23 protein-coding genes and 1 tRNA gene are annotated in these 26,422 nt (G+C 62.8%); 5 read left to right on the top strand and 19 right to left on the bottom strand.

Annotation, left to right across the window (positions count from 1 at the left end; genetic code table 11):
* Nucleotides 1–6: 6 nt before the first annotated feature.
* Genes C0606_05805 through C0606_05795 form a run of 3 tightly spaced genes read right to left on the bottom strand, consistent with a single transcriptional unit; the run spans nucleotide 7 to nucleotide 3,155 of the window.
* Nucleotides 7–807 (bottom strand): transglutaminase, encoded by an 801-nt coding sequence (locus C0606_05805; protein ID PLX37783.1) that lies wholly within the window; start codon nucleotides 805–807, stop codon nucleotides 7–9.
* 4 nt (nucleotides 808–811) lie between these two features.
* Nucleotides 812–1,753: a hypothetical protein gene (locus C0606_05800; GenBank protein ID PLX37782.1), complete on the bottom strand. Its 942-nt coding sequence runs from the start codon at nucleotides 1,751–1,753 to the stop codon at nucleotides 812–814.
* Between the two features lie 4 nt (nucleotides 1,754–1,757).
* Nucleotides 1,758–3,155 (bottom strand): hypothetical protein, encoded by a 1,398-nt coding sequence (locus tag C0606_05795; GenBank protein ID PLX38699.1) that lies wholly within the window; start codon nucleotides 3,153–3,155, stop codon nucleotides 1,758–1,760.
* A gap of 816 nt (nucleotides 3,156–3,971) precedes the next feature.
* Here C0606_05795 and C0606_05790 point away from each other — a divergent pair.
* Complete coding sequence (locus C0606_05790; GenBank protein ID PLX37781.1) at nucleotides 3,972–4,937, top strand: hypothetical protein; 966 nt, start codon at nucleotides 3,972–3,974, stop codon at nucleotides 4,935–4,937.
* A 55-nt stretch (nucleotides 4,938–4,992) separates the two neighbouring features.
* On the opposite strand, the gene C0606_05785 is transcribed toward C0606_05790, so the two are convergent.
* The 9 genes from C0606_05785 to C0606_05745 form a co-directional block, all read right to left on the bottom strand.
* Nucleotides 4,993–5,274, bottom strand: coding sequence for a hypothetical protein (locus C0606_05785; protein PLX37780.1), 282 nt, complete (start codon nucleotides 5,272–5,274; stop codon nucleotides 4,993–4,995).
* A gap of 161 nt (nucleotides 5,275–5,435) precedes the next feature.
* Nucleotides 5,436–6,236, bottom strand: a complete 801-nt coding sequence (locus C0606_05780) for a sugar ABC transporter permease (GenBank protein ID PLX37779.1) — start codon at nucleotides 6,234–6,236, stop codon at nucleotides 5,436–5,438.
* The gene (locus tag C0606_05775) at nucleotides 6,236–7,099 is read right to left on the bottom strand and encodes an ABC transporter permease (protein ID PLX37778.1); all 864 of its coding nucleotides are present in this window, start codon (nucleotides 7,097–7,099) and stop codon (nucleotides 6,236–6,238) included. The genes C0606_05780 and C0606_05775 overlap by 1 nt, the downstream gene beginning before the upstream one ends.
* Nucleotides 7,096–8,175 carry an ABC transporter ATP-binding protein gene (locus C0606_05770; GenBank protein PLX37777.1) on the bottom strand — a complete coding sequence of 360 codons (1,080 nt, stop codon included), beginning with the start codon at nucleotides 8,173–8,175 and terminating at the stop codon, nucleotides 7,096–7,098. Before C0606_05770 ends, C0606_05775 begins: the two co-directional genes overlap by 4 nt.
* A 49-nt stretch (nucleotides 8,176–8,224) precedes the next feature.
* Nucleotides 8,225–9,292: an ABC transporter ATP-binding protein gene (locus C0606_05765; protein PLX37776.1), complete on the bottom strand. Its 1,068-nt coding sequence runs from the start codon at nucleotides 9,290–9,292 to the stop codon at nucleotides 8,225–8,227.
* Nucleotides 9,293–9,485: 193 nt separating this feature from the next.
* Entirely contained in the window at nucleotides 9,486–11,228 is a 1,743-nt protein-coding gene (locus C0606_05760) for an ABC transporter substrate-binding protein (protein PLX37775.1), read from the bottom strand.
* A gap of 464 nt (nucleotides 11,229–11,692) precedes the next feature.
* On the bottom strand, nucleotides 11,693–12,979 hold the full coding sequence (glpB, locus tag C0606_05755) for an anaerobic glycerol-3-phosphate dehydrogenase subunit B (GenBank protein ID PLX37774.1): 1,287 nt from the start codon (nucleotides 12,977–12,979) through the stop codon (nucleotides 11,693–11,695).
* Nucleotides 12,976–14,610: an anaerobic glycerol-3-phosphate dehydrogenase subunit A gene (glpA, locus tag C0606_05750; GenBank protein ID PLX37773.1), complete on the bottom strand. Its 1,635-nt coding sequence runs from the start codon at nucleotides 14,608–14,610 to the stop codon at nucleotides 12,976–12,978. The genes glpB and glpA overlap by 4 nt, the downstream gene beginning before the upstream one ends.
* An 82-nt stretch (nucleotides 14,611–14,692) precedes the next feature.
* On the bottom strand, nucleotides 14,693–15,952 hold the full coding sequence (locus C0606_05745) for an oxidoreductase (protein PLX37772.1): 1,260 nt from the start codon (nucleotides 15,950–15,952) through the stop codon (nucleotides 14,693–14,695).
* A 389-nt stretch (nucleotides 15,953–16,341) separates the two neighbouring features.
* Between C0606_05745 and C0606_05740 the strand changes: the two genes are divergently transcribed.
* Nucleotides 16,342–16,728 (top strand): hypothetical protein, encoded by a 387-nt coding sequence (locus C0606_05740; protein PLX37771.1) that lies wholly within the window; start codon nucleotides 16,342–16,344, stop codon nucleotides 16,726–16,728.
* Nucleotides 16,729–16,767: 39 nt separating this feature from the next.
* Here the strand turns inward: C0606_05740 and C0606_05735 are convergent, their stop codons facing one another.
* Nucleotides 16,768–17,319: an RNA 2',3'-cyclic phosphodiesterase gene (locus tag C0606_05735; protein ID PLX37770.1), complete on the bottom strand. Its 552-nt coding sequence runs from the start codon at nucleotides 17,317–17,319 to the stop codon at nucleotides 16,768–16,770.
* Nucleotides 17,320–17,465: 146 nt separating this feature from the next.
* On the bottom strand, nucleotides 17,466–17,876 hold the full coding sequence (locus C0606_05730; protein ID PLX37769.1) for a hypothetical protein: 411 nt from the start codon (nucleotides 17,874–17,876) through the stop codon (nucleotides 17,466–17,468).
* 419 nt (nucleotides 17,877–18,295) lie between these two features.
* On the opposite strand from C0606_05730, the gene C0606_05725 reads away from it, so the two are divergent.
* Nucleotides 18,296–18,760: a GNAT family N-acetyltransferase gene (locus C0606_05725; protein ID PLX37768.1), complete on the top strand. Its 465-nt coding sequence runs from the start codon at nucleotides 18,296–18,298 to the stop codon at nucleotides 18,758–18,760.
* Between the two features lie 33 nt (nucleotides 18,761–18,793).
* Here C0606_05725 and C0606_05720 read toward each other — a convergent pair whose 3' ends face one another.
* From C0606_05720 to C0606_05710, 3 genes are all read right to left on the bottom strand, one after another.
* Nucleotides 18,794–19,150, bottom strand: coding sequence for a Zn-dependent protease (locus tag C0606_05720; protein ID PLX38698.1), 357 nt, complete (start codon nucleotides 19,148–19,150; stop codon nucleotides 18,794–18,796).
* A 350-nt stretch (nucleotides 19,151–19,500) separates the two neighbouring features.
* Nucleotides 19,501–19,986, bottom strand: coding sequence for a disulfide bond formation protein B (locus tag C0606_05715; protein PLX38697.1), 486 nt, complete (start codon nucleotides 19,984–19,986; stop codon nucleotides 19,501–19,503).
* Between the two features lie 43 nt (nucleotides 19,987–20,029).
* The gene (locus C0606_05710) at nucleotides 20,030–20,611 is read right to left on the bottom strand and encodes a cytochrome B (GenBank protein PLX37767.1); all 582 of its coding nucleotides are present in this window, start codon (nucleotides 20,609–20,611) and stop codon (nucleotides 20,030–20,032) included.
* A 286-nt stretch (nucleotides 20,612–20,897) separates the two neighbouring features.
* Between C0606_05710 and C0606_05705 the strand changes: the two genes are divergently transcribed.
* Nucleotides 20,898–20,984: transfer RNA gene (locus C0606_05705), tRNA-Leu, on the top strand.
* Nucleotides 20,985–21,420: 436 nt separating this feature from the next.
* Here the strand turns inward: C0606_05705 and C0606_05700 are convergent.
* On the bottom strand, nucleotides 21,421–23,109 hold the full coding sequence (locus tag C0606_05700; protein ID PLX37766.1) for a hypothetical protein: 1,689 nt from the start codon (nucleotides 23,107–23,109) through the stop codon (nucleotides 21,421–21,423).
* Between the two features lie 87 nt (nucleotides 23,110–23,196).
* On the bottom strand, nucleotides 23,197–24,900 hold the full coding sequence (locus tag C0606_05695) for an alkaline phosphatase (protein PLX37765.1): 1,704 nt from the start codon (nucleotides 24,898–24,900) through the stop codon (nucleotides 23,197–23,199).
* Nucleotides 24,901–25,121: 221 nt separating this feature from the next.
* Between C0606_05695 and C0606_05690 the strand changes: the two genes are divergently transcribed.
* Nucleotides 25,122–26,303: a hypothetical protein gene (locus C0606_05690; GenBank protein PLX37764.1), complete on the top strand. Its 1,182-nt coding sequence runs from the start codon at nucleotides 25,122–25,124 to the stop codon at nucleotides 26,301–26,303.
* Nucleotides 26,304–26,422: the final 119 nt, after the last annotated feature.

Raw genomic sequence — 26,422 nt, 5'->3', positions numbered from 1 at the left:
CGAATGCTACTGCTGAACCTGCAAGCTTACAATCATCGATTCGCCTGCATCGCCGAAACGCATTCCCGATATCGGCGCCGCGTCCTTGTAGTCGAGGCCGCTTGCCACCCGCACGTATCGCTCGTCCGGTGAGATGCGGTTGGAGATGTCGAACCCTACCCATCCCAGCCCGTCCACGTGTACTTCCGCCCAGCCGTGGCTGGCATCCTGTTCGATCGTGTCGTCGAGCAGCAGATAGCCGCTGACATAGCGGGCAGGAAAGCCGAGCAGGCGTGCCGCGGCGAGGAAGATATGGGCATGATCCTGGCAGACGCCGTGACCGGCATTGAGCGCTTCTTCGGCCAGCGTTTCGGCGTGCGTCGTGCCGACCTTGTAGCTCACCTGTTCGGCGATCATTGCCGACAGGGCGTGCAGATGGGCAACCGCGCTGTCGCCGGTCTGGTCGGCGGCGCGGGCCAGCTTGCGGATCGCAGGACCGGGCTTGGTCAGCGGCGTCGGGCGGCGGAAGAACCAAAGTGGCGCATAGCCGTAATGCGGACCGGTCACGCCCGCATTGTCGGCCGTTTCGACTTCGCCCTCGCAGGCGACCACGATGGTCTCCTGGCCGGGATCGAAACTCACCAGTTCGACATGATTGTCGTGCTGATCCTGATATTCGGCCTCCTTGTGGCCGCCAAGCACGGAGGTCTGCCACGACAGGACCTTCTGGCCGTGGCTCGATTTCGGCGTCAGCCTCAGCTGCTGCAGCGCGTAGGCGACGGGCTGATCGTAGTGATATTCGGTCCGGTGCGTGATGTTGAGCTTCATCGTTCTAACCGTAAAACCCGTAGTCCTGCTGGATTTGCAGGCCCAGCGCGTTGTTATCCTGCAGGAAGCTCTCGATGAACTCATGCAGCCCGCGCTCAAAGATGTCATCGATGGTCGTATCCATCAACTGACTGTAAAGCGCTTCTGCCTTGACGTGGCATGGATTGCGCTGGCCGTAGTCATTGGCGAGATAGTTCAGATTGCCGACGATCTTGCTGTAGCAAAATGCCAGCGAACGCGGCAGCCGCCGGTCGAGAATGATGAAATCGGCAATCCCGCGCGGATTTGCTTCTCCCTCGTTGAGCCAGCGATAGGCGCGCATCGCCGACACCGAACGCAGGATCGTCTCCCACTGGATATTGTCGAGCGAGGTGCCGATGAACGAGATCGACGGCAGCAATACGTAGTATTTCACGTCGAGAATGCGCGCGGTGTTGTCGGCGCGTTCGAGAAAGGTGCCGATGCGGGCAAAATTGTAGATTTCATTGCGCAGCATGGTGCCGTGCAGGGCGCCGCGCACCTGTGCGCTTTGCTGGCGGACCAGATCGAGCACCGCCGGCAGTTCGCGCTCGCGCACCGGGCGTGCCAGCGCATCCTTGAGCGTGATCCAGCACTCGTTGGTCGCTTCCCAGACTTCCCGGGTCAGCGCGGTGCGCACCATGCGCGCATTGCTGCGAGCCGCTTCGATCACCGAGGTGACGCTCGACGGGTTCGACGGATCCCGCAGCAGGAAATCGATGACGCTGGGGGCCGTATACTGATCGTGCCGGTTGAGGAAGTCGTCGGTCACGCCGGCCGTGCTGACGACCGACGCCCATTCGTCTTCGGCCGAGGCCGAACGGGTCAGCGCCATGTGAAAGCCGGCATCGATCAGGCGTGCGGTGTTTTCGCTGCGCTCGAGATAACGGAACATCCAGAACAGGCCACCGGCGGTTTTGCCCAGCATTACGCTACTCCTCCAGTACCCATGTGTCCTTGGTGCCGCCGCCCTGGCTCGAATTGACCACCAGGGACCCCTTCTTCAGCGCCACCCGGGTCAGGCCGCCCGGCGTGATGTTGATGTTGTCGGGCGAAACCAGCACGAACGGTCTGAGATCGACGTGGCGCGGCGCCAGGCCCTGCTTGGTCAGGATTGGCACCGTCGACAGCGACAGCGTCGGCTGGGCGATATAGTTGCCCGGCCGCGCTTGCAGCTTCGCCTTAAAGGCGGCGAGCTCCTTCTTGCTGGCGGCAGGGCCGACCAGCATGCCGTAGCCGCCCGAGCCGTGCACTTCCTTGACCACCAGTTCCGGCAGATGGTCGAGCACATAGGCCAGCGCGTCCGGCTCCGAGCAGCGCCATGTCGGGACGTTTTTCAAAAGTGCCTTCTCGCCGGTGTAGAACTCGACGATTTCCGGCATGTAGGAGTAGATCGCCTTGTCGTCGGCGATCCCGGTGCCCGGCGCGTTGGCGATCGTGATGCCGCCGGCTCGGTAGACGTCCATGATGCCGGGGACGCCGAGCATGGAATCGGGCCGGAAGTTCAGCGGGTCGAGATAATCGTCGTCGACCCGCCGGTAGATCACGTCGATCGGTGTGTAACCGCGCGTCGTGCGCATCGCGATGCGCCCGTCGACAACCTTGACGTCATGGCCCTCGACAAGTTCGCAGCCCATCTGGTCGGCAAGGAAGGCGTGCTCGAAATAGGCCGAGTTGTGGATGCCCGGCGTGAGCACCGCGACGACGGGTTTGCCGGTGCAGGCCTGCGGTGCCGAGGCCGCGAGAGACCGGCGAAGATTGCGCGGATAGCTGCTGACGTTTTGAATCTTGTTGCGGGTGAACAGCTCGGGGAACATCTGGATCATCGTTTCCCGGTTTTCCAGCATGTAGGAAACGCCCGACGGGGTACGCGCATTGTCTTCCAGAACGTAGAACTCATCCTCGCCCGCGCGCACGATGTCGACGCCGACAATGTGCGTGTAGACGTTGCCCGGCGGGGTGACGCCGATCATCTGGGGCAGGAAAGCGTCGTTGTTGGCGATCAGCTCGACGGGAATGCGCCCGGCCCGCAAGATCTCCTGGCGGTGATAGATGTCGTAGAGAAAGGCGTTGATCGCCCGCACGCGCTGCTCGATGCCGCGCGCAAGCCGGCTCCATTCGCGCGCCGAAATGATGCGCGGGATGATGTCGAAGGGAATGAGCCGCTCCGTCGTCTCCTCGTTGCCATAGACGGCGAAGGTGATGCCGATGCGTCTGAAGAAGGCCTCCGCCTCGCTCGCCTTGCGGCGCAGCCGCGGCAGATCGTCCTCATTGATCCAGTCATGGTAGTCGGCATAGCAGTCGCGCGGGGTTTCCCCGTGGCCGAACATTTCGTCGAAATAGGCAGCGCGTTCCTGGTCCATGACTCTGTTACCTGTATCTATTTCCGGCGCTTTGTCGATGTCGTTCGTTCCCCGCGCATGTCGATGAATGCCGAACACAGCGGGCCGCTCGCGAATTTAACCCTATCCCTCAAAGCGCTGTTCATGGAAGGGCGATTTCCACGAGCCGACGCCGGCTGCGCTCAGCCGGCGCGCACGAAGCGCTTTGCGGTGTTTCGTCCTGATGTTGTGTAGGGGAACCCCATTGCCACCTCCCGTACCGTGCGGCGCGCACCTTGCGACGCCGGCAAATGTTTGGAGAAGTGTGCAGCAATTGCCGTGCCATTGTCTCCAGGAAGTTGAAAAGAGCGGCATAAGATAATAAAACCAATACGTTAAGGTGCGCGCGCGAGTCCATCGGTGATTTCTTGAGCAGACGCCTTACATGCAAGGAAAATAGGCAATAGCGCACGTGAGTGCCGGATTGTTATGCTCCGTCGCGGGCTGCGACCTTTATCGGGCCGTCCGCGCGGCGCGATTGTGTTTTGTCGCAGAACCCGCAGAGCGCGAATCTTTTCAACGAATCCTGTTTGCTTGCCGAAACAAATTGATTTTGCGGCTTTTCATCATAGCGGAGCATGAAAGACAATAGTCCTCTCGAATCGCGAGATGTTTTTCCTATGACGTAACGTAAATTGCTGCGAAGGAAAGACGCTCAAATACGAAAAATATGAAGAAGAAGAAGAGAATACGGAAAAAATTTAACAAATGCACAAGCAAATGCGTGCATGATTCGTGTGACGCACAGGGGTCCAGGGGCGTTCCATGATCGAAGGGCAGTTCGGCAGTCAGCTTGCCGGAAAGGATGAAGCCGCACGGGTGACGATAGCCGGCCGGGTTGGGGCTTTGCTGACCGCGGGAGAGCTCGCGGAATGCGAGCGCCAGGCGGCCGAGATTCTTGCTCGCGAGCTTGTCACCGATGCGATCGAACGGGTCCGCCGGGCCTTGGCGGAGGCTGTTCGGCATGCCGATCACCTGCCCAAGGACATTGCTCTGAAGATCGCCCACGACGTCGATTCCATTGCCTGTCCGTTCCTGCGGGTTACCGAGGTGTTTTCCGAAAAGGACTGGCAGCAGCTCATCCTGACCATCTCGCGCGGGGCACGTATCGCGGTGGCCCAACGCAGATCGCTCAGCGAAGGGATCGCGCTGGCGCTTGCCGAACTGGGCGACACGGTCGTCGCCGAAGCCCTTGTCGGCAACACCCATGCCCCGACGACAACGCTGGTCTGCCACGCCGTTATCGACCGCAACGAACAAGCCCCCTGGGTGCTCGACAAGCTGGCCGAGCGCGACGGGCTCAGCACCGAAATCGTCATCAAGCTGATCGAGAAGGTTTCGGCGGCGGCGCGCGCCAAGCTGGCGGCCTCCTACAACATGCGGGCGCAAACGGATCCCATGGCGATATCGGCCGGGCAGGCGGCGATCCTGCAGGTCGTGCGCGAACTGCCCGAACACGAACTGCTGCCCCGTGCGGTACGCCTGCGCAAGCAGCAGGTGCTGACCGGCGGTTTCCTGCTGCGGACGCTGCAGGACGACGCCGTGCCGTTCTGTGCCGCCGCGCTATCGGTTCTGTCGGGGACCCGGATGGAGCGGGTGCGCAGCGTGATCTGGCATGAGGATCAGGAAACGGTCATCAAGATGCTGCGCGCGGCTGGCATCGATCCGCATCTGCACGACGCCTTCTGGCGGGCGATCGAAAAGCTCAGAGAGGCCGGCAACGGGCGCTGAACGCGGCCTTCTGTTGCCAACCTGCCCCGGCCCCCCGGCTTTCAAGGCGAATTGTTCAGACGTAGCGGAACACCAGCACCGCCCAGACGATGGCGATGCCGAGCGGCGCCCACAGCGGCGTGCCCATGATCCCGAGCCAGGCGAGGAAGATGAACGCGCTGCCGAGAAGCGTCACGAACAGCCGGTCGCCGCGCGTCGTATCGAGCGTGAGGATGCCGCGCCGCGGCGCCCCGCCGGGCGAGAAATACTCCCACACCCCCATGGTCGTGATGGCAAGCGCGATGAAGACGAAGAACGCCGCCGTCGGCCACGTCCAGGCCATCCATGACAGTCCCATACTGCATCCTCCCTTGGCCGAATGCGGCGCGGTATTCTAGAGCGTTATCTGTGAATATTGAATCACTGAAAACGCTCTATCCATTTGTTTTGACGCGTATTCTTGTCCGAAAACCGGTCCCCACTTTTCGCTGCCGCGGACCTGCGGTTCGGGAATACGCTCTAGACCCGCCCGAGCGCGAAGCCCTTGGCGATGTAGTTGCGCACGAAATAGATGACGAAGGCGCCCGGAATGATCGTCAGGACACCGGCGGCGGCCAGAAGGCCGAGCTCGTAGCCCGACGTCGAGGCGGTACGCGTCATCACGGCGGCGATCGGCTTGGCCTCGACGGCAGTCAGCGTCTTCGCCAGCAGCAGCTCCACCCACGAGAACATGAAGCAGAAGAAGGCGGCGACGCCAATACCGGCGGCAATCGTCGGCATGAAGATCTTCAGGAAGAACTTCCAGAACGGGTAGCCGTCCACATAGGCCGTCTCGTCGAGTTCCTTCGGCACGCCGGACATGAAGCCTTCGAGGATCCATACCGCGAGTGGAATGTTGAACAGCGTGTGTGCGAGCGCGATCGCCAGATGGGTGTCGAACAGCCCGACCGCCGAATAGAGCTGGAAGAAGGGCAGGGCGAACACGGCTGCCGGCGCCATGCGGTTGGTCAAGAGCCAGAAGAACAGGTGCTTGTCGCCGAGGAAGCGGTAGCGCGAGAACGCGTAGGCCGCCGGCAGCGCGACCGCCACCGAAAGCACCGTGTTGATCAGCACATAGGTGATCGAGTTGACGTAGCCCATGTACCACGTCGGATCGGTGAAGATCTTCGCGTAGTTCTCCAGCGTGAAGGTCTGCGGCCACAGCGTGAACGAGCCGAGGATCTCGTTGGTCGTCTTGAACGACATCGTCAAGAGCCAGTAGATCGGCAGCATCAGGAAAACGATGTAGATCGTGGGAATGAGGAAGCGGGCGCTGCGCATCACTGTTCCTCGTTTTTCATCATGAGGGAATAGAAGATCCAGCTCAAAAGCAGGATGATCAGGAAGTAGATCAGCGACATCGCCGCCGCCGGGCCGAGGTCGAACTGGCCAAGCGCGATCTTCACCAGATCGATCGACAGAAGCGTCGTGGAGTTCCCCGGTCCGCCACCCGTCAGCACCGACAGTTCGGTGTAGACGTTGAAGGAATCCATGAACCGCAACAGGATCGCGATGGTCAGCACCCGCTTCATCTTCGGCAGCTGGATGTAGCGGAAAATCGCCCAGGATTTGGCGCCGTCGATCTTGGCCGCCTGATAATAGGCGTCGGGGATCGAGACGAGGCCGGCATAGGCGAGCAGCACGACGAGCGACGTCCAGTGCCACACATCCATCAGGATCAGCGTGAACCACGCGTCGCCCGGCTGGCGGGTGAAATTGTAGTCGAAGCCGATCGAGTTCAGCGTCTTGCCGAGCAGGCCGAGTTCGGGCAGCGCGAAGATGTTCCACATCGCGCCGACGACGTTCCACGGAATGAGCAGCGGCAGCGCCATCAGCACCAGACACACTGGCACCCAGAAGCCCTTGCGCGGCATGGCGAGTGCGATCATGACGCCGAGCGGCACCTCGATGGCGAGGATGGTGAAGGTGAAGAACAACTGCCGGCCAAGCGCCGCGTGGAAGCGCGACGAATTGAGGATCTGTTCGAACCAGGTCACGCCCGACCAGAAGAACATGTTGTCGCCGAAGGTCTCCTGAACCGAGTAGTTCACCACCGTCATCAGCGGGATGAGGGCGTTGAAGGCGACCAGCGCCACAACGGGAAGGACGAAGAACCAGGCTTTTTGGTTGACGGTCTTGTTCATGCCGTGCCCCCGTCCTCGACACGCCAGCCGTCGCGATAGAGATGCGTGCGGGTGGCGTCGAACGCCAGATGGGCGGTGTCGCCCGAAATGTCTTCGCCGTCGCCGATCAACAGCTTGATGCGGTGCTCGTCATGCATCGCATCGACGATGCGGAAGCGGCCGGCATCGCTCACCTTGGCGATCTTGACCGGGATGCCGGTCGGCGCGAGGAAGACGAATTCCGGCCGCACGCCGATTTCGTAGCGCCCCGAGCCATTTGCCGGCACCGCGCCGCTGACATCGACCATGTGGCCGTGGAAATGCACCTTGCCGCCCTCGACCGAAACCGGCAGCACGTTCATGCCCGGCGAGCCGATGAAGTGGCCGACGAAGGTGTGGTTCGGGTTTTCGAACAGCTCGACCGGGGTGCCGATCTGCACCACCTCGCCGTCTTTCATCACGACCACCTTGTCGGCGAAGGTCAGTGCCTCGGTCTGGTCGTGGGTGACGTAGATCATCGTCATGCCGACGCGCTGGTGCAGCTCGCGCAGCTTGGAGCGCAGCTGCCACTTCAGATGCGGGTCGATCACCGTCAGCGGTTCGTCGAACATGATGACGTTGACGTCGGGACGCACCAGGCCGCGGCCGAGCGAGATCTTCTGCTTGCCGTCCGCCGTCAGCCCCGAAGCCCGCCGCTTCAGCATGTCGGTGAGCTCGGTCATCTCGGCGACTTCGCGCACGCGCCGGTCGACCTCGACCTCGGAGACGCCGCGATTGCGCAACGGGAAGGCGAGATTGTCGTAGACGGTCATCGTGTCGTAGACGACCGGGAACTGGAACACCTGGGCGATCTGGCGCTTGTCCGGCGAAAGATCGGTGACGTCGATGCCGTCGAACAGCACCCGCCCGTGCGACGGGATCAGCAGCCCGGAGATGATGTTCAAAAGTGTTGTCTTGCCGCAGCCGGACGGGCCGAGCAGGGCGTAGGCGCCACCGTCTTCCCATTCGACGTCGAGCTGCTTCAGCGCATAATCCTCGACGCTGGAGGGCTCGGTCAGGTAGCTGTGACGCAGGTTCTGCAGGGTGATACTGGCCATTACCGCTGCGCCTCCGGCACCTGCTTCTTGGTCGTCAACAGAGCGTCGATCATGCCGCGACCCTTTCTCCGCTTTCGGTGAACAGCATCGCCCGCGACATGTCCGCGTGCAGCGTGGCGTGGTGGCCGATGTCATAGAAATGGATGCCGCTCAATTGCGACACCCAGGACTGCGGGCCGATATCCATGTGAATGACGGTCTCCGATCCGCTCAGTTCGGAAACGAGCACCTTGCCGCGCACCGGCACGCTCTCCGACCCGGTCGGTTCGGGCGCGATGTGGTGGGCGCGCAGGCCGAGCAGGTAGGTGCCGTCGCGCAGCGAGGCGAGCGCACCTTTCGCCGGCCAGGTGATGTTCGGCTCCATCTGGAACTCGCCGCCCTTCTTGGTGATTCGCGCGGTGTTGATCGGCGGTTCGGAGAACACTTTCGCGCTGACCAGGCTCGACGGGTTGCGATAAAGCTCCCCGGTCGGCGCATATTCCGCGACATGGCCCTCATGCAGCGTGGCGGTGTGGCCGCCTAGCAGCAGCGCCTCCGTGGGCTCCGTCGTGGCATAGATCACCGTGCAGTTGCGGTCGGCAAACAGCTTCGGCAGCTCGTCGCGCAATTCCTCGCGCAGCTTGAAGTCGAGATTGGCGAGCGGCTCGTCGAGCAGCACCAGGTCGGCGTCCTTGACGAGGGCTCTCGCCAGCGCCGTGCGCTGCTGCTGGCCGCCGGAAAGTTCCGACGGTGAGCGCTCGAGCATCGGGGTCAGTTGCAGCAGGTCGGCGATGTCGATGACACGCTTGCGGATGTCGGCCTTGCTCATCCGCGCCAGCTTCAGCGGCGAGGCGATGTTATCGAACACCGAGAAATTCGGGTAGTTGATGAATTGCTGGTAGACCATCGACACGTTGCGCTTCTGCACCGGCACGCCGGTCACATTCCGGCCGTTGAACCAGATCTCGCCCGACGAGGGGTGGATCAGGCCGGCCATCAGCCGCATCAGCGTCGTCTTGCCCGACAGCGTCGTCCCCAGAAGGACGTTGAAACCGTATTCGGCAAAGCTCAGCGATGTTTCGTAGATGTGGTCTTCGCCGTCGACGCGTTTGGTGATCTTTTTAAGTTCGAGCGTCATGGATCGCCGTCCCGGCCAGAGCAGGCTGCGCGCGAAGAACGGCGCAGCAAGGGTGCTCTAGATTATCGATATCGATCGACATTTCCACATCCCGCATTGTTGGCGGGGGCGAGGTCGATCTCTTGGGCCGAAGCCACGTGCAGGGAAATCCGGGGCGCCCATGAAGGGCGCCCCGGCGGGGAGGAACGCGGTCTTACTGGTTTTCGGTCCAGCGCTTGACCAGATCGTCGTAAGCGATCGTTTCGCCCATCGGCTTCTCGTTCTCGAGCTTGGCCTTCGGGCCGTCAGGCTTGCCGAGCCATTCCGACGGGTCCTTTTCCTCGTTGAGGCGCGGACCGCAGCCGCCATAGGTGTTGTTGGCTTCGTCGGCACGCTGCATGCGGGCCATGACCTGATCCATCTCGCCGGCGAGACGGTCCATGGCTTCCTGCGGCGTGAAGGCGCCCGAGTTCACGTCACCGATATTCTGCCACCACAGCTGGGCCAGTTTCGGATAGTCGGGCACGTTGATGCCGGTCGGCGACCAGCGCACGCGGTCGGGCGAGCGATAGAACTCGACCACACCGCCGAGCTTCGGCGCGCGTTCGGTGAAGCTTTCATGCCGGATCGAGGAATCGCGGATGAAAGTGAGACCAACATGGCTCTTCTTGACGTCGACGGTCTTCGAAACCGCGAACTGGGCATAAAGCCAGGCCGCCTTGGCGCGATCGGTCGGGGTCGACTTCAGGATCGTCCAGGAACCCACGTCCTGGTAACCGACCTTCTGGCCTTCCTTCCAATACGGGCCGTGCGGGCTCGGCGCTGCACGCCACAGCGGCATGCCGGCGTCATCCACCGTGTTGTTGCCTTCCGACTTCGGCTTGACCATGTCGGCGAGGAACGCGGTGTACCAGAAGATCTGCTGGGCGACGTTGCCCTGGCTGAGCGCCGGCAGAGACCGATAGAAGTCGTAGTCGGCCGCACCCGGAGGCGCGTATTTGCGCAGCCATTCGTCCCATTTGCGGATCGCGTAGACGGAGGCCGGGCCGTTGGCTTCGCCACCGCGCGACACCGACGCACCGGCCGGGTTGCACGAACCGGCTTCCATGCGGATGCCCCATTCGTCGATCGGACGACCGTTCGGCTCGCCTTCCGAGCCGGTGCCGGCCATCGACAGCCACGCGTCGGTCATGCGCCAGCCAAGGTCAGGAGCGCGCTTGCCGTAGTCCATGTGGCCGTAGACGCGTACGCCGTCCACTTCCTTGACGTCTTCGGAGAAGAACTCGGCGATATCTTCATAGGCCGACCAGTTGACCGGAACGCCGAGGTCGTAGCCGTATTTGGCTTTGAACTTCTCTTTCAGGTCCGGGCGGTCGAACCAGTCCTTGCGGAACCAGTACAGGTTCGCGAACTGTTGGTCGGGCAGCTGATACAGATCGCCGTCCGGGCCGGTGGTGAACGACCTGCCCATGAAGTCGTCGAGATCGAGCGTCGGCAGGGTCACGTCCTTGCCTTCGCCGGCCATCCACTTCGAAAGGTTGACGGCGAGCTGCAGGCGCGAATGGGTGCCGATCAGGTCGGAGTCGTTGACATAGGCGTCATACAGATTGCGGTTCGTCTGCATCTGCGTCTGAACGGCCTGGACGACTTCGCCTTCGCCGAGGATCTGGTGATTGACCTTGATGCCGGTGATCTCTTCAAAGGCCTTGGTCAGAACCTTCGATTCGTATTCGTGGGTCGGAATGCCTTCCGACAGAACGTTGATTTCCATGCCGGCGAAGGGCTTCGCCGCATTCACGAACCATTCCATCTCCTTGAGCTGCTCATCTTTCGAAATGGCAGAGGGCTGGAACTCGTCGTTGACCCACTTTTCTGCTTCGGCCATGCCGGCGAACGCCTGGCTGGCAAACATGGTAAGGGCGGCCGCAGCGACCGACCCCATCAGAAGTCTTTTCATTGTCTTCCTCCCACGGGCATTTGCAGGACTCAATGCCTCGAAATTGCCGCTTTCATAAAAACGGCAAGGCACTATGAAACGAAAACAAATGAACGTCAACAAGGCCCATTCGAGGCCAAAACGCGCATCAATAAGAAAAATCGAAACTGCGAAATGCCTCTTTCGAGGGTCGGCAAGCCCTTTGCCAGCATGACAAAAAACTGAGCAAGATCAAGGGAAAGCGCAGGGTTAAATTAGTTTCATGTGGGACTGTTTCGTCCCGTGTGGCGGCAGGGCGCGTTTCAGGTCGCACCGAACGCATTCAGAAGGTGCGGTTTGGCGGGGCGGGGCCGACCGAATGCCGCATTGGTAGAAAACCGGATCTGGCCGGTTGGTCATATGAGAAAAGTCGAAAAAACGATACCGGAATAAACTGCGAAGGTGTTTTCCCGACCGTTCGCCAGCCGCTCTGGCCCGTCAGAGCGCTACGCCTCGGCGGCAAGATCTTCGGCAATCGATGCGACCGCCCGATAGGCACTGGCGATGGCGACCCCGGCGCCGCAGCGCTGGCGCACCCAGTCCTGACGGGCAAGCACGATGCCGGCCGCGTAGAGCCGCGGGTCGACGATCGTGCCGTCATGTCCGAGCGGGCGGAAGTGGTCGTCGACGACGAGCCCAGCGCGGTTGATGGCGTGGCCGTTCGGATCGAAATATTGCCGGCTGTGCCAGTCTTCGCGCGCCTCGGGTTGTTCCACCGGCAGATCGAGCAGGGTCTCGCGGATGCGGTCGCGTCCGGCATCGAGACCGCCCGACAGGAACCGGCCGGTCGCGAGCAGCACGGCTTCCGCCTCGATCGTCACGTCGCCATAGGCGTCGTGCAGCGCCAGCGTGATGCCCGTTTCGCCGAGCGTCAGGTGCTCAACCGTCTGCTGGCTGACGAGCTGCAGCCCGCGCTCCGGCAGTTTCTGCTCGAACATCTCGCGCAGCCGGATGCCGGGCACCGCCGGCGGCATGGTGGGGATTTCGAAAATCGGCAGGCCGACGAGCCGTTCAAGCTCGCCATGCACCTTGTCCGGCAGGTGGATGCCGGTCATTGCCGGAAGGCCGATTGCCTCGGCGTCGCCCGCGACTGCACGCAGGCGCTCGGCAAGCTGTTCGCGCGTTGCCGGCACTTCGAGCGCGCGCGCCATCACTTCCGGGAAGACCTGAACGCCGCTGTCCATGTCGGGGAAACCGATATGGGCGGCCGACAACGCCGGCCAGTCGGCCTTCAGATTGCTGACCATTTCATTGGCCGAAAATCCCTGCAACCCGACGAAGTCGACGATCACCGTCGGCGTGCCCGCCGCATAGGCCTCGATGCCGGCAACCATGGTGCGCGGCACCGCATAGGTCGGCTTCGCCGTGCCGGCCGGCAACAGTGCGCGGTGATTGGCATTGTCCGGCTCGCTGTAGCCGATGCCCATCTCGGTGATGGCTTTGGTGAACGCGGCAAAGGCGGCGCGGATGTCCTCGTCGGAAATGCGCGACAGCGGATGTCCGGGCTCGGCCTCGCGCAGTTCGGCGAGACCCGCGAACGGGTCCTCGACCAGCTTGCCGCCGGAAATGCCGAGCAGATCGAAATAGCCGCTCGTATAGGCAATCGCCCCAGTGTTGCCGACCTGCGCGGTGGCGATGCCGCGTTCGAGCGCGAAGATGCTGGCGGCGAAGCCGGCGATGCCCGAGCCGATGACGGCGAGGCGGGTTTTCAGGTGGCGCGGTTCGCGGATCATGACCGGTCCTCCGCAGTGTCGTCGCCGGCAGCGGGGGGCTCATCCTCAAGCCGGTCAAGCCCCATCAGCCCGCAATGGATCGCTTCGGCGAGTTCGCTTTGCGGCATTTGCCGGCCCCACAGAACCGGCTTCACGCCCTTGAAGCGCTCGGCGACGAAATCGCGCAAATGCACGAGCCCGCCGCTGGTGTCATAGACGCCCCGGTCGTAGAGGTGCGAGGTGACGCGAATGCCGCAGAAGGCGCCCTGGCAGGAGCCCTTGCCGATGCGGCTGCGCACGCTGATCGCCTGCAGCGACATATGGTCTTCGGCGCCTGGCGCGGCCTCGACGATCGAGTCGATGGCCGATTGCGGCACCATCTCGCATTCGCACAGGATCATGTCGGTCGGGTCGTTGCGCTTGAACCAGTAGCGCGGCGCGAAACCGGGCTCAGTCCAGCGCACCGCATCGCCCGACGGCAGCGGCTCTTCCGCCGTGCGGCAAGGCGCGCCGTTGCCAAGCCGGCGGGCGACGAGATCGCAGGTCTTTTCCGCCATTAGCCGGAAGGTGGTCAGTTTGCCGCCCGAGACGGTGGCGAAATTGGCAAGGCCCTGATCCTCGTGATCGAAGAGCTGGAAGCCACGGCTCGCCTTGCGCCCGTCGGCACCGGCGCCCGGCGCCATCAACAGCGGCCGCACGCCGGAAAAGGCGCGGATGAAGCGGGTGTCGGCAAGCACCGGCACCATCGCCGCGCCCTCGTTGAGAACGCGCTCGACCTCCGACACCGTCGGGCGGATATCGTCGAGCCCGTCGATATTGTCCGACGTCGTGCCGAGCAGCGAGACCGTGCCGCCGGGAACCAGAATGTCGCCGTCGCCGGGGAGGCGGAGCCGGTTCACCACCCGGTCGGAGATGCGCGTGTTGGAAATGATCAGCGTGCCCTTCGAATAGAGCAGCGTGATGTCCTCGCAGCCGGCAAGCCGCGCCACATGCATCGCCCAGGCACCGGACGCATTGACGACCTGACCGGCCTCGATACGGACCTGTTCGCCGGTGCGCGTGTCGCGGCAGAGCGCGGCCTTGATCGCGCCGTCGGCGATATCGAAGCCGACGACTTCGGTATGGGCGAGGAAACGGCTGTCGGTGAGGGTACGGGCATGGTTGACCGCCTCGAGCGTCAGCCGGAACGGATCCACCGTCGCATCCGGCACGGTGAAGGCCGCAAAGGTCTTTTCTGACAGCGAGGGTTCCAGCTCGCACGCATCGCTCGGCGTCAGTTGTTCGCACTCGATACCGGCGTCGTGGCAGCGCGCGCGGAACTTGTCGACGAAGCTTGGATCGTCACCTTCGACGGCGACGAACAGCCCGCCGCAGGGCTCGACGCATTGCGGCGCGAGCTTCTTCAGCAGATCGCCTTCCTGGCGGCACTCGGTTGCCGTTTCGGTGTCGGCGACCGCATAGCGCCCGCCGCTGTGCAGCAGGCCGTGATTGCCGCCCGATGCGCCGGCATTAAGGTCGCGCCGGTCGATCAGCAGGGAGGAAATGCCACGCAACGCCAGATCGCGCATGATGCCAGTGCCGGTCACGCCGCCGCCGATGATCAGCACCTCGGTTTGAAGTGTCCGCGTTCCCGCCGGATCCACTGTCGTCATCGTTTCCTCGGTCCCCGTTCATGGCGCGGGGCTTTTCTGGTTGAACGCGGAGCGAGACCCCGCGGATGATCAGGCCGCGGCCTCAAATGTCGGCGAGATCCGGCCCGAGATATTTGCGTTCTTCCGGCGCGAGAATGCCCAGAGAAAGGCAGATCAGCGACCAGAAATGTACGACCCGGTAATGGCCGCCATAGTGATGGCCGATGTCTTCCATCTGCGTGTGGCAGTTGTGGCAGGGGGTCATCACATAGGTCGCTTCGGTCGCGGTGATCTGGTCGAACTTGCGCTTGCCATAGGCGCGCCGCAGATCGTTCATGCCGGCCTGCAGGAAGCCGCCGCCGCCGCCGCAACAATAATTGGCGCTGCGGCAGGGCTGCATGTCGATGAAGTTCTCCTCGCCGACCAGCGTCTTGGTGACGAAGCGAAGATCGTCCGCCGCCGGATCGCCGAGCGACTTGCGGATCAGCTGGCAGGGGTCCTGCAGGGTGAATTTGATGCCCTTGGTGTTCCAGTCGGAATTGACCGGCAGTTTGCCCTCGCGGATCCACTGCGCGTAATAGGTGACGAGGCTCGCCGGCTCGAAATTGGCTTCCAGCCCGAACCGCTCGACGCCCTTCCACAGCGTGTAGAAGGAATGGCCGCATTCGGTGTTGATCCACACCTTGCAGCCGAGCTCGTTGACCGCGTCGACCCGCTCCTTGACCATCGCCTTCCAGGTCTCGTCGTCGCCGGTGAACATGCAGAAGTTTTCCGCCGCCCAGCCCTTCGAGGCGTAGGTCCAGTCGGCGCCGACATAGTCGAGGATCTTCCACAGAGGCCGCAGCTCTTCCGGCTCGACGGCCGGTTCGCGGGAATTCTGGTTGAGGAAGAAATAGGCGCCCTTCTTGTCGATCGGCACCTTGATATCGGCGAAGCGTTCGTCGTCCTCGCGCAGCTCGTCGGCCGTCTCCTCGACGATCTCGACGAAATCCTCCGGCGACACGCCCATCGCGCTGGTGCTCGGGAACCGCATCTGCGCCTCGCAGGAGCGCACGATGCCCTGCGGCTTCTTCTCCTTCGGCCACGAGCCGCGCGCCAGCCCGACCAGCACCGACACGTCGATATTCATCGGGCAGACATAGAGACAGCGCTTGCACTGGGTGCAGGTCCAGATCCACGGCGTCGAGGACAATTCCTCGTTCATGCCGAGCATCGCCATGCGGATGAAGCGGCGCGGGTCCATGCCCTCGAAGCCGGACGCCGGGCAGGCCGACGAGCACAGCCCGCACGATAGGCAGGAATCGTAGCTCGCGCCTTTCGGCAGGAGCGTGTCGGCCATCGCCTTGAAATCGATCACCGGCATCGCCGGTTCGGCGGCAGGGGCTGCTTGTGGTGCCATTTTCGGTCTCCACCGCTGGATTGCCGGGTCCTCAAGCACATCCGGACAGATCCGGGAACGGGTCCGGTCACGGGAAAACACCGGCCCTGACCCAAGATAGTCCTCGGCTCCGGGGCTCTCCAATTGCGCAGATTACGGATAAACGAAAAAAATTGCGAAAAAAAGCGCTTCGATTTTTGCCGATATGAAAATAAACGCAATTCCAGGCAGGCCGAATGCCGCGCCTGCGATCCGGTTCCGACAGTATCGTTGGGATGGTCGAGCGCTCCTTTCATCGGTGCGGCCATTGACCCCGACCGGTTGCGGGGCCATGTCGGTGTGGACCGGTTTCATCAAAAAAGGGGGAACACCTCATGGATTATCACATCAGCCGCACCGTTTCGGGCAATTTCGACGATGTCGTCGCCAAGACCCGCGAGGCGCTGTCGGCGGAAGGCTTCGGCGTGCTGACCGAGATCGACGTCAAGGCGACGCTGAAGAAGAAGCTCGATGCCGATTTCCGTCCCTATCTCATTCTCGGCGCCTGCAATCCGCCGCTCGCCCATCGCGCGCTGACCGCCGAGGACAAGCTCGGCGTTCTGCTGCCGTGCAATGTGGTGGTTCAGGACAAGGGCGCCGATGGCATCGAGATTTCAGCGATGGACCCGGCTGCGGCGATGAGCATGATCGACAGCGCCGAGGTCGGCGAGGTCGCTCGCATCGTTCGCGACAAGATGCAGAAGGTCGTCGACGCAGTCTGATTCAGGACTTATCGAATGCGGAATCCCGCCTGGCCCCGGTCAGGCGGATTTGGCTTGCCGCAGCAGCGGGAACTCTTCCTCGATGAGGTAGGGGCCGCCGCCGCTGGACGCCTTCGAGGAATACAGCACGAAGCGTGTGGCGAGGAACGGCTCGACCGGGAAATAGCCCCGCACCGCGAGCCAGTCCGCGACGTCCCGCGGCGCGGCGCGCTTGCAGCGTGCGATCGTCACATGCGGCGAGAACTTCCGCCCCTCGGCCTTCAGGCCGATGCGCTGCAGGGTGCGTTCGATGTCGGTCTGCAGCTCGATCAGTTCACGGCTTGGATGGACCCGGACAAAGACCGAGTGCGGCTTCTTCGAGCCGAACGAGCCGAGCCCGTCGAAGGCGACCGGCACCGGCTCGCGGTTGACCTGCGACAGACGGCTGACCACCTCGTAGGCTGTGGGCTCGTCGATGTCTCCGATGAAGCGCAGCGTGATGTGGTAATTCTCCACGTCGATCCAGCGCGCATTGCGCAAGCCGCCCCGCAATTCCGAGAGGTGAAGGCCGACATCGGTCGGGATCTCAAGTCCGGCAAACAGTCTCGGCATGGGAGCCTCCGATCTGAGTCGCTGACGAAGTGTAGCCTGCCCGGCCCTTCCGTGTCTGCGGCAAAGCCGCCCGACAGTTCGCAAAAGGAAACGGCCGGCCTGACGGAAATCAGGCCGGCCGCATCCGTTCTGGCGTCCGGGGGGGGCTAACGCCAGATCGTCCGGCACTCACGGCCGACCTGAACCTTGGTGTAGCGCCAGCCCTGACCCGGCAGGAACACGCGGCGCTTCTTCATGATGGGCGAGCATTTCCGGGTCTTCACCGGACCGCGCACGGTCTGGACCGGCGGGCGAACCGGCGCCCAGCGGCGCGGCGCGACATAGCGGCCCGGCACGACATACGGGCGGTGGACGTGGCGCGGTGCCGCGCGATAGGGCAGCGGACGCGGGCCCGAACGATAGCTGTATTCGATACCGGCCTGGGTGCCGCGATCGCCGAAGGTGACACCGGCGGTGACGCGCTCGCCGGCGGAGGCGGAGCCGGCGGTCAATCCGACAGTGGCGACGGTCAGGGTGGCGACGGCGAAGGTGGTGGCGATCAGGGTGTTCAGTTTCATCGTTGGTCTCCTCGGGATTTGCGGTTGGCGCTGCCTCGATGGCGACCGTTATGCCAAAGCCGCCCTGAACCATGTCTGAGGTCGTCATTCACGGAGCGTTCAAATTGCTGAAGAGGCGGAAAGGATCGGAATGGGGCATCGGCTGGAGACAACGGCGAGCCGACGTTCGCCCGTCTGAACAGGCGCCTGCGCGTGGCCGAAGCGCAACAGACGAAAGACTTGCAGCACTACGACGGGTGTAGCGGTTTTCATCCGCTTGCGGGCGCGGTAACACTAGGAAGCCGCGCTGTTTCGGACAGCCTCTTCCGGAGCGCGGCCGGGCATCCGGATGACACCGCTTCGCGCCGCGACCGGTTACGCGCTGTGCCGCCATCCGTTGCGCCGTTGGATCATGTCTTAGGCGGGGGAGCCAGTTCAGCATGAGCAAGATCGAAATTCGCCGCATCGGTGCGGACTCGGCCCACGAGCTCGCGCCGCTGATCGCCGCCTACGCCCAGGAAATGACCCGTGGGGCGCCGCGCCGGCCGGACGACTTCTACGCCGAACAGCTACTAGAAGACCGCACCGCCGAACTTCTCGGCGCCTGGATCGGCGGCGAGCTGATCGGCTTCGCCATCTTCTTCGATCTGCCCGAGACGATCTCAGGCCTGCGCGCCGGCCAGATCGACGATCTGTGGGTGACGCCCGAGGCGCGCGCGAGCGGCGCGGGGCGGCGGATGATTGAAAGCCTCGTCACCGAAGGTCAGTCGCGCGGCTGGGCGCATCTGCGCTGGCTGGTGTCGGAGAAGAACCCGTCGGCCGAGGCGATCTACGGCGATATCGGCGAGCCGGCCCCGTGGGACAGCTTCGTCATCCGCATCGACAAGCTTGCGGCGCTTTTCTAATCATCCTGACTTTGCGCAGAGACCTTAAGCGGCTCACTCCGCACTGGCCTCGATCCGCTCCATATCGGCGTCCGACAGACCGAAATGGTGGCCGATCTCATGCACCAGGACGTGGGTGATGATGGTGCCGAGGGCGTCCTCGCCGTCGGCCCAGTAGTCGAGAATCGGGCGCCGGTAGAGAAAGACACGGTTCGGCATTCGCCCCGTCCATCCCATGCCGCCGGTTTGCGCCATCCCGTGTCCCTGAAACAGGCCGAGCAGAGAATACGGGTCGTCCAGTCCGACCGAGTCGAGTGCATCGTCATCGGCGAACTCGGCGATGCTGATCACCAGATCGTCGCACAGTGCGCGGAAGGCGTCGGGCAGGTTCCGGTAGGCGGCAAGCGCCATGTCCTCGAATTCGGCAAGCGTCGGCGCCGTTTGCACCGCCCAGGGTGTGAATACTCCGCGTCCGTCGCGTCCCACGTCTGATCCTCCGTTTCGGAGATAGATAGGAACGCCGCGCCCGTTTCGCGAGGGATCAAGCGCGTTCCCGAAAAGTTGGCAGACTTTTTGGATAAGAATTCGCGCAGGAAAACGGACAAAGCGCGTTCCCGAAAAGTTGGCAGACTTTTTGGATAAGAATTCGCGCGGGAAAACGGACAAAGCGCGTTCCCGAAAAGTTGGCAGACTTTTTGGACAAGAATTAGCGTGAAAAAACAGCCTGAAGCATGTGCCATCAAAGATGGCAGCGACATGCTTCAGCGCCGGGTGAAGGCGGCGAACAGCGCGATCACGGCAAGGCCGGCCGAGGCGACCGTGTTCCAGGCGGCAAGCGACAGCCCGAAAATGCGCACCGTCACCTCGGTGCAGCTCACCACCTTGGTCGCCTGCATCTGGGAAAGCAGGTCGGCGGCCGAGCGTGTGGTCGAGGCGATGTCGCCGCTGCAATCGGCAGGCCCCGGCCAGAAGCCGGCTTCAGCACCGGCGTGATAGAGCGAAAGGCCGAAGCCGTAGATCATCAGAAGCGCGAAAATGAGGAACAGACCCCGCGTGATCGCCGCCGGCCAGCCGCGATAGGCTGCAATGGTCGCCATCAGCATCGTCGGGATGCCGAGATAATACGGCCAGCGCTCCGCGTAGCACAGCTTGCACGGCTGGGCGCCTGCGATGAGCTGGTAGCCCCATGCGGTCGCGATCGTCGCGACGGCAACGGCCAGCAGAAACGCGGCGATGGCAATATGCAGCGGGTTGGTCGGGTGCTTGAGGATCACGGCTCGGTCTTTCCGGTCAGAAGGCGTATTTCGCCACCACGAAACCGCCCACCAATAGCACGACAAAAATGGTGAAGACGAGGCCAAGGCGCGCTTCTATGAAGTCGCGGATCGGCGGGCCGAGCCAGTACAGAAGACCGGCGACGACGAAGAACCTGAGGCCCCGCGCGACGATACTGGAGATGATGAAGACGGCAATGTTGAGACCCGTCGCGCCCGACGCGATGGTGATCACCTTGAACGGGAACGGCGTGACGCCGGCCATGAAGACGATCCACGCGCCCCATTCGTTGTAGTAATCCTTGAAGGTCTCGAATTTCTCAAGATAGCCGTAGAAATCGAGGATCGGCTGGGCGACCTGCTCGAACAGGAGGGCGCCGATCAGATAGCCGAGCAGCCCGCCGATGACCGAGGTCACGGTGCACAGCAGGGCGAACCACCACGCTTTCGAGCGCTCCGCGATCACCATCGGGATCAGCAGGATGTCTGGCGGAATAGGAAAGACCGAGCTTTCGACAAAGGAGACCGTTCCGAGCGCGGCAGGCGCGCGCGGTCCCGAGGCAAGGCTCATCGTCCAGTCGTAGAGGCGGCGTAGCATGGCGATCCCTTAAAGCGCTTTCCCAAAAAGTCGACTGACTTTTCGGACAGGAAAACGCGAAAAAACACAGGACTGATACGCGTTACTGTTTCCGCTTGAACGCAACACGCTTTAGTCGTGGCCGCGGGGCTTGTCCACAACGCAGCAGGCGGCCGTGATCACCTTTTTGCCAGTCAAACGATAAACAATTGCAAAGCCGTGTTGACCAACAGGCCGCAACGGCTAATATCGCGCCGCTTCTGTCCGGATCCGACGCGGTTTTTTCCGCGTTGCGGGTTCGCGGCGGGCCCCTGTGGCGGAACTGGTAGACGCGGCAGACTCAAAATCTGTTTCCAGAAATGGAGTGGGAGTTCGAGTCTCCCCGGGGGCACCATTTTCTCTCTCACGCTGAACTCGCTTGCGCTCATCAGCTCCAAGCGGCGGCCTGACCGGCCGGCGCTCGGTCGAGCTTGCGAACCCGTCGTGTTCGAGGTTGGTCCACTTAGGTGGTCCAGCCTTTTTTCCAAAACACTGTTGTTACAGACGATATTTTACGCTTCTCCGAATGGATCTAATTTCACATCTTGCGTGGATGAGCCTGTGCCGGTCGGGATCGCGCCAAACCTCTATGCCGCCGCAACATCGTTATTCGCCATCCGGATCGTCGCCTCCGACGCGGATTTTGCATGGCCGCCCGGAGCGGCTTTGCATTGGCCAGTCCGGCGCAATCTTCATAAAACCGCAGTTCGCTGCCGCCGACCGCGGTCCGGGGGCGGTCTGGAAGATCGACAGGACGACGGCCTGCGTGTCGCTGTTCGCGCGCGAACCGGCTATTGCGGCGCCGGACCATAGGCGCCGAGTTGCGCCTCATACCCGGTCGATGAACCGACATAGGTCGCGAACGGCGTCGATTCGGCCACCCTGTCGCCGGCGGTGGCAGGCGTGCTCGACGGCGAGGCAAGCGTCATGGTGAAGAGGCCAAGGCCGATGACGAACACCGAGGCGGCGCCAACGAGCCCCGCGCCGAGCTCGAAGCGAACCTGGCCGGTGCCACCCGAAATCATCCGCCTCTCCAGCCAGCGCCGGCCGAGGATCGCGGCAATGCCGATGCCCGACATCGCGAGCGCCATGCCAGCTGATATTGCCGCGACCATGACGATCGCCGGCCCGATCAGATCGTTTGCCAGTCCAAAGAGCATGACGAGCAATGCGCCGGTGCAGGGGATCGCGCCGACCGCGACGGCGAGCCATCCGCCTCCGGACGTTCTCGCCTGCGCCGCGTTGCAGGCCGCGCAGCTGCTGTGGGCGTGGCCGTGATCATGACTGTGATCGTGGCTGTGTTCATGGCCGGCATGCGTGTGGTGTTCCGCCGCGTTGCCTGCGCGACGATGGTCAAGAACGGCACGTATCGCCCGCCACAGCATGAAGGAGCCGATGGCGATGATCACCGCATAGCTCCCCAGCCGGATCAGCCGATAATCGGACGGGGCGGCGCCCGTTGCCTGTCTCACCGCGAAATCCAGCAGGAACACGACGACGATCGCGGACAGCACATGGACGACCGCAATCCGTACCCCCATCAAAAGGCCGCGCCCGAGGCTGCCACCGGCGCCCACGAAGTAGGAAACGACCACCGCCTTTCCGTGCCCCGGCCCCAGCGTGTGGAAGAGGCCGTAGGCGAAGGCGATCAGGATCGCCGGGGCGATCGCGGTGAAGGAGCGGTCGTCGCGGATCGCCGACATCGCCGAGGTGAAGATATACGCCACACGCGCCATCAGCCGTTCATAGCTGGAGGCCCCGAGAAGCGGCGTATCGGGTGCGGTGATCGTGCCCGGCGTACCGCCGCGCTCGGCGTTGGTGAGCGCATAGGAGACTTTGATGTTCTCGGTCCCGTCGACCAGGAAAAGCTCGTGCGCGGCGGGTTGATATTCCAGCCGCCCCCGCAAGCGCACCGGCTCGAACAATCCCGAAACCTGCAGGCCGTCGGGAACGGAAACGTGGACGATCTGGTTCGGCGCCGGCGGCGGCGTATGAATGCAGGCGGCGACCCATGGGACCAGCAGAAACTCGACGACCCGTCCGGTCCCGACCGTCAGCGGAAGCGCATAGCCGTCGATCAGGATCTCGTCATCGAGATATTTCGCCGTAACCCCGGTCGCGGCCTCCTGCCGCCGTTCGATGATGCGCTGGCGCTGCGCGAGCAGCGCGGCGATGTCGACGCCGTCGGCTTCAAGTCTTTGCCGCGCTTGTTTTGCCGCCACGTCCAGAGCGGCATCGGACTGCCCGGCCGTGGCGCGCATTTGCGCCAGCAGAATCTTGCGCAGATCCGCCTTGCGTGCGGCCGGCATGGTCTTGAACGGATCGTCATAGGGTTCGCTGGACGGCTTCAGATCCGCCCAGGTGACGAGCGGAGCTGCCTCGGCGCGCACGGCAGTCAGGACGAGCAGGCACAACACGGTCATCGCCACGAATGCCGCAGCCGACAGACCACGGCGATCATGCTTCAGAGGCGTGCGCATGGCCGGCTCCTGAATCCCTGTCTCGCGTGCCAATCCGACATCCGGCCGTGCATCAGCCCGGCCTGAAGCCGGCCACAACCGCAATCCCTATTGCCCGACGACTTCGGCAAGAACGTTGCCGGCAGCACCGTCGGGCGGCCGCGCACCTGCGATCGCGGACAGGGTGATTGCCACGTCCACGGTATGGACCCGACGGGACACCTTCTGCGGTGACAGCCCGAAGCCGGCAAAGACGATCGGCACATAGGTATCGTGACGCCAGGGCGAGCCATGCGTGACCGTGACCGCGACGCCGTCGAAGTCATTGATGAACCAGCCCGGGTCGAAGACGACATAGATGTCGCCGGAGCGGTCCGGGTTGAAGTTGTTGACGATCGTGCGCGTCAGCCCGTTATCGGGCAGCGAGCCTTGGATCAGCCGCGCGCTCGGCACCGCGTAGGCCACGCCTTCAAAGGCGTTCAGCTCTTCGGAAATCGCGGTCTGCAGAGCGGAGAGGTCGACGCCCTCGGCATTTCGGACCTCTTCGGACAGGGTGAGGTAGGGATGGTCGTAGCCTTGAATCAGCTTGCCGGTAAGCCCGAACTTCTTGCGTACCCGTTCAGCCGCTGCCGTCGTATCCCACTGGTCGGGGCTGACATAGCCTCCCAGCTTGCCCAGTTCGCGCAGAAATCCCGGCGCTTCGGGCGTGCCGTGATCGGCGGAAAGCACGATCAGGGTCTTGTCCAGCCCGATCTCGGCGTCGACAAAGGCGAGAAGGTCCGCGAGCGTCCGGTCGAGCTGCAGCAGATTGTCCTCGGCTTCCAGGCTGGAGGGCCCGAAGACATGGCCGACATAGTACGTCGAGGAGAAGCTGACCGAGAGGTAGTCGGTCACGTCGTCTTCGCCGAGCGCTTCCGCCTTGATCAGGGTCTTGGCGAAATCCGCGGTGATCTGGTCACCGGCCGGGCTGAAGGTGAGGAAGGTCAGGAAATACGGGTCGTTCTCATAGGCGAGCGGATCGATGGTCGAGAACGGATGCGGGAAGACGCGTCCGAAACCCTCGAAATCCGGTTCCCAGGGTTGGTCGTCGCGGTCCTTGAAGACATAGCTTTCGAGCGGTTGCAGCAGCTCCCATGAGGTGCCGAGATATTTCTGCACGAAGTCCTTGTCGTTCCAATTTTTCACCCAGCCCGGGTAGTCGTCGTAGTAGTAGCTCGATGTGACGAACTTGCCGGTCGACTTCGAGAACCAGAACGCCTTGCCGGTATGACCGGCCATGGACACCGCGCCGCGATCCTTGACCGAGACGCCGAACACCTTGGCGCGGCCCTGCGTTGCGATGGACAGTTCATCGGAGAAGGTCGAGGTCAGGATGGATGCGGGGGAACGCCCGTCTGTCGCGGCCGCGAGCTGCGTCGGGTCGACCTCTGTCTTGGCGTTCACGCCGGCGCCCGCCGACAGCATCTTGTAGTTGGCATCTTCGACATTATAGACCGTTCGCCCCAGATTGCGGTCGAACCAGAGATTGCCGATCATGCCGTGGGCAGCCGGATGCGCGCCTGTCGCCAGCGTGGTGTGGCCGACGACCGTCTCGGTGTTGGCGTGCGCGTGGTGCGCATCGTTGTAGTAGACGCCTTTTTCGAGCAGATAGCGGAAGCCGCCCTCGCCGAACTGGCTCATATGGCGAAGCGGCAGGTCGCCGCGCAACTGGTCGACGGTAATCTGCAGGATCAGCCGCGGGCGCTCCTGCGCCTCCGCAGCCAACGGCAAACCGACGAGTAACGCTGTGCCAAGACACACTGCGAGTTTCATCGAGACCTCTCATAAATTCGTTGGTTTGGCGGCAATCCGGATACGAATTTTGGGTCTCTAATCTAACACCGCCGGGCTGATCATATCACGACAGACGGAGGTATGCCGACCACGCGGCGGGGCCGCTTCCCGTGTCCACGAGTGTGTGAATCTCGCTTGTGAGCCCGCCGCGGGAACGTCTCACACCGCCAAGGCCTCTATCTCCTTATTCCCGCAACCACATGCTGGCGAAGGCCGGATCAGGGGCGCATTCTTCCGACTTTTTGCACTCTTCGTCCCCGCGATGCGCGGACGCGCCGTATCCTTTGCTGAGGTCTCTCCGTCTGATCGATTTCCCGCCCGCCTGTTTTTGTCGCAATCTGAGCGCTCGCAACCGGGGTGTGTTGGGCTATTCTTCCTGCAATCGGCGAAGCGTCGATGGGAGCCGCGTTGCATTTGTGGCTCATGCCGGTCGTGGTCGCGTGGCAAACAGGATGGAGAGCATCATGGTTTTCAGGACGAAATATTCCTCGCGCTTTTTCGCATCGGTTTTTGTTGCCGGCCTGTCCGCAGCCGCCCTGGCTCTCTCCATGCCGCTCGGAGCGCCCGCCTATGCCGACTCGATGCAGGCGGCGCCCGGCCTCAGCCTCGGCATCGCCTCCATTCCCAATCTGCGCGACCTCGGCGGCTACAAGACAGCCGACGGCATGACCGTGAAGAAGGGGTTTGTCTATCGGGCCAACCAGCTCAGCGGCATCAGCGACGACGACATGAAGAAATTCGCCGCGCTCGGCCTCAAGACCGCCTTCGATTTGCGGACACAGGCCGAGATAGACAAGCGCCCGGACGAACTGCCGGACGGCGTCAAATATGTCTCGTTGGACGTTCTTTCGGACTTGCCGGAATCCGGCGCCGCCCAGCTCGAAGTGCTGCTGACCCAGCCGAAAAAAGCCAATGAGGTGCTTGGCGGGGGCAAGGCGGCCGAGGAATTCGGCGAGTCCTATCGCGCTTTCGTCTCGCTGCCGAGTGCCCGCAAGGAATTCCGCGAACTCTACCTTGCTTTCGCCGATGAAAAGCAGGTTCCCGCGCTGTTCCATTGCACCACCGGCAAGGATCGCACCGGCTGGGCGGCTGCCGCCTTCCTGACGCTGCTCGGTGTGCCGAAGGAAACGGTCTACGAGGATTATCTGCGCAGCAACGACTACATCGTGCCGAAATACCAGAGCGTCATCGACAGCTTTGTTGCCGCCGGCGGCGAGGCGGAAATCCCCGAAGCCATCATCGCGCTCCGCAAGGAATATCTCGACATCGCCTTCGACGAGATGGAGACGAAATACGGGACCATCCAGAACTATTTCACCGAAGCACTCGGTATCGGGCCGGACCAGCAGCAGGCGTTACGCGATTTCTATCTGGTGAAATAGACGGCGCTGCCGCTCTCGCCCGGGGTATCTCCCCTTGCTCTATCTGGCGGGACGCGCCACCATGGCTGCGCTTCCCACAAAGCTGACAGACTTCTCGGATAGAAGACGCGTCGATACAA

This window comes from Hyphomicrobiales bacterium, from assembly GCA_002869065.1.
In the GTDB taxonomy this organism is placed as follows: Bacteria; Pseudomonadota; Alphaproteobacteria; order Rhizobiales; family Rhodobiaceae; genus Rhodobium.
The sequence above is the reverse complement of the archived record's forward strand: the minus strand, read 5'-3'. Positions and strand labels throughout refer to the sequence as shown.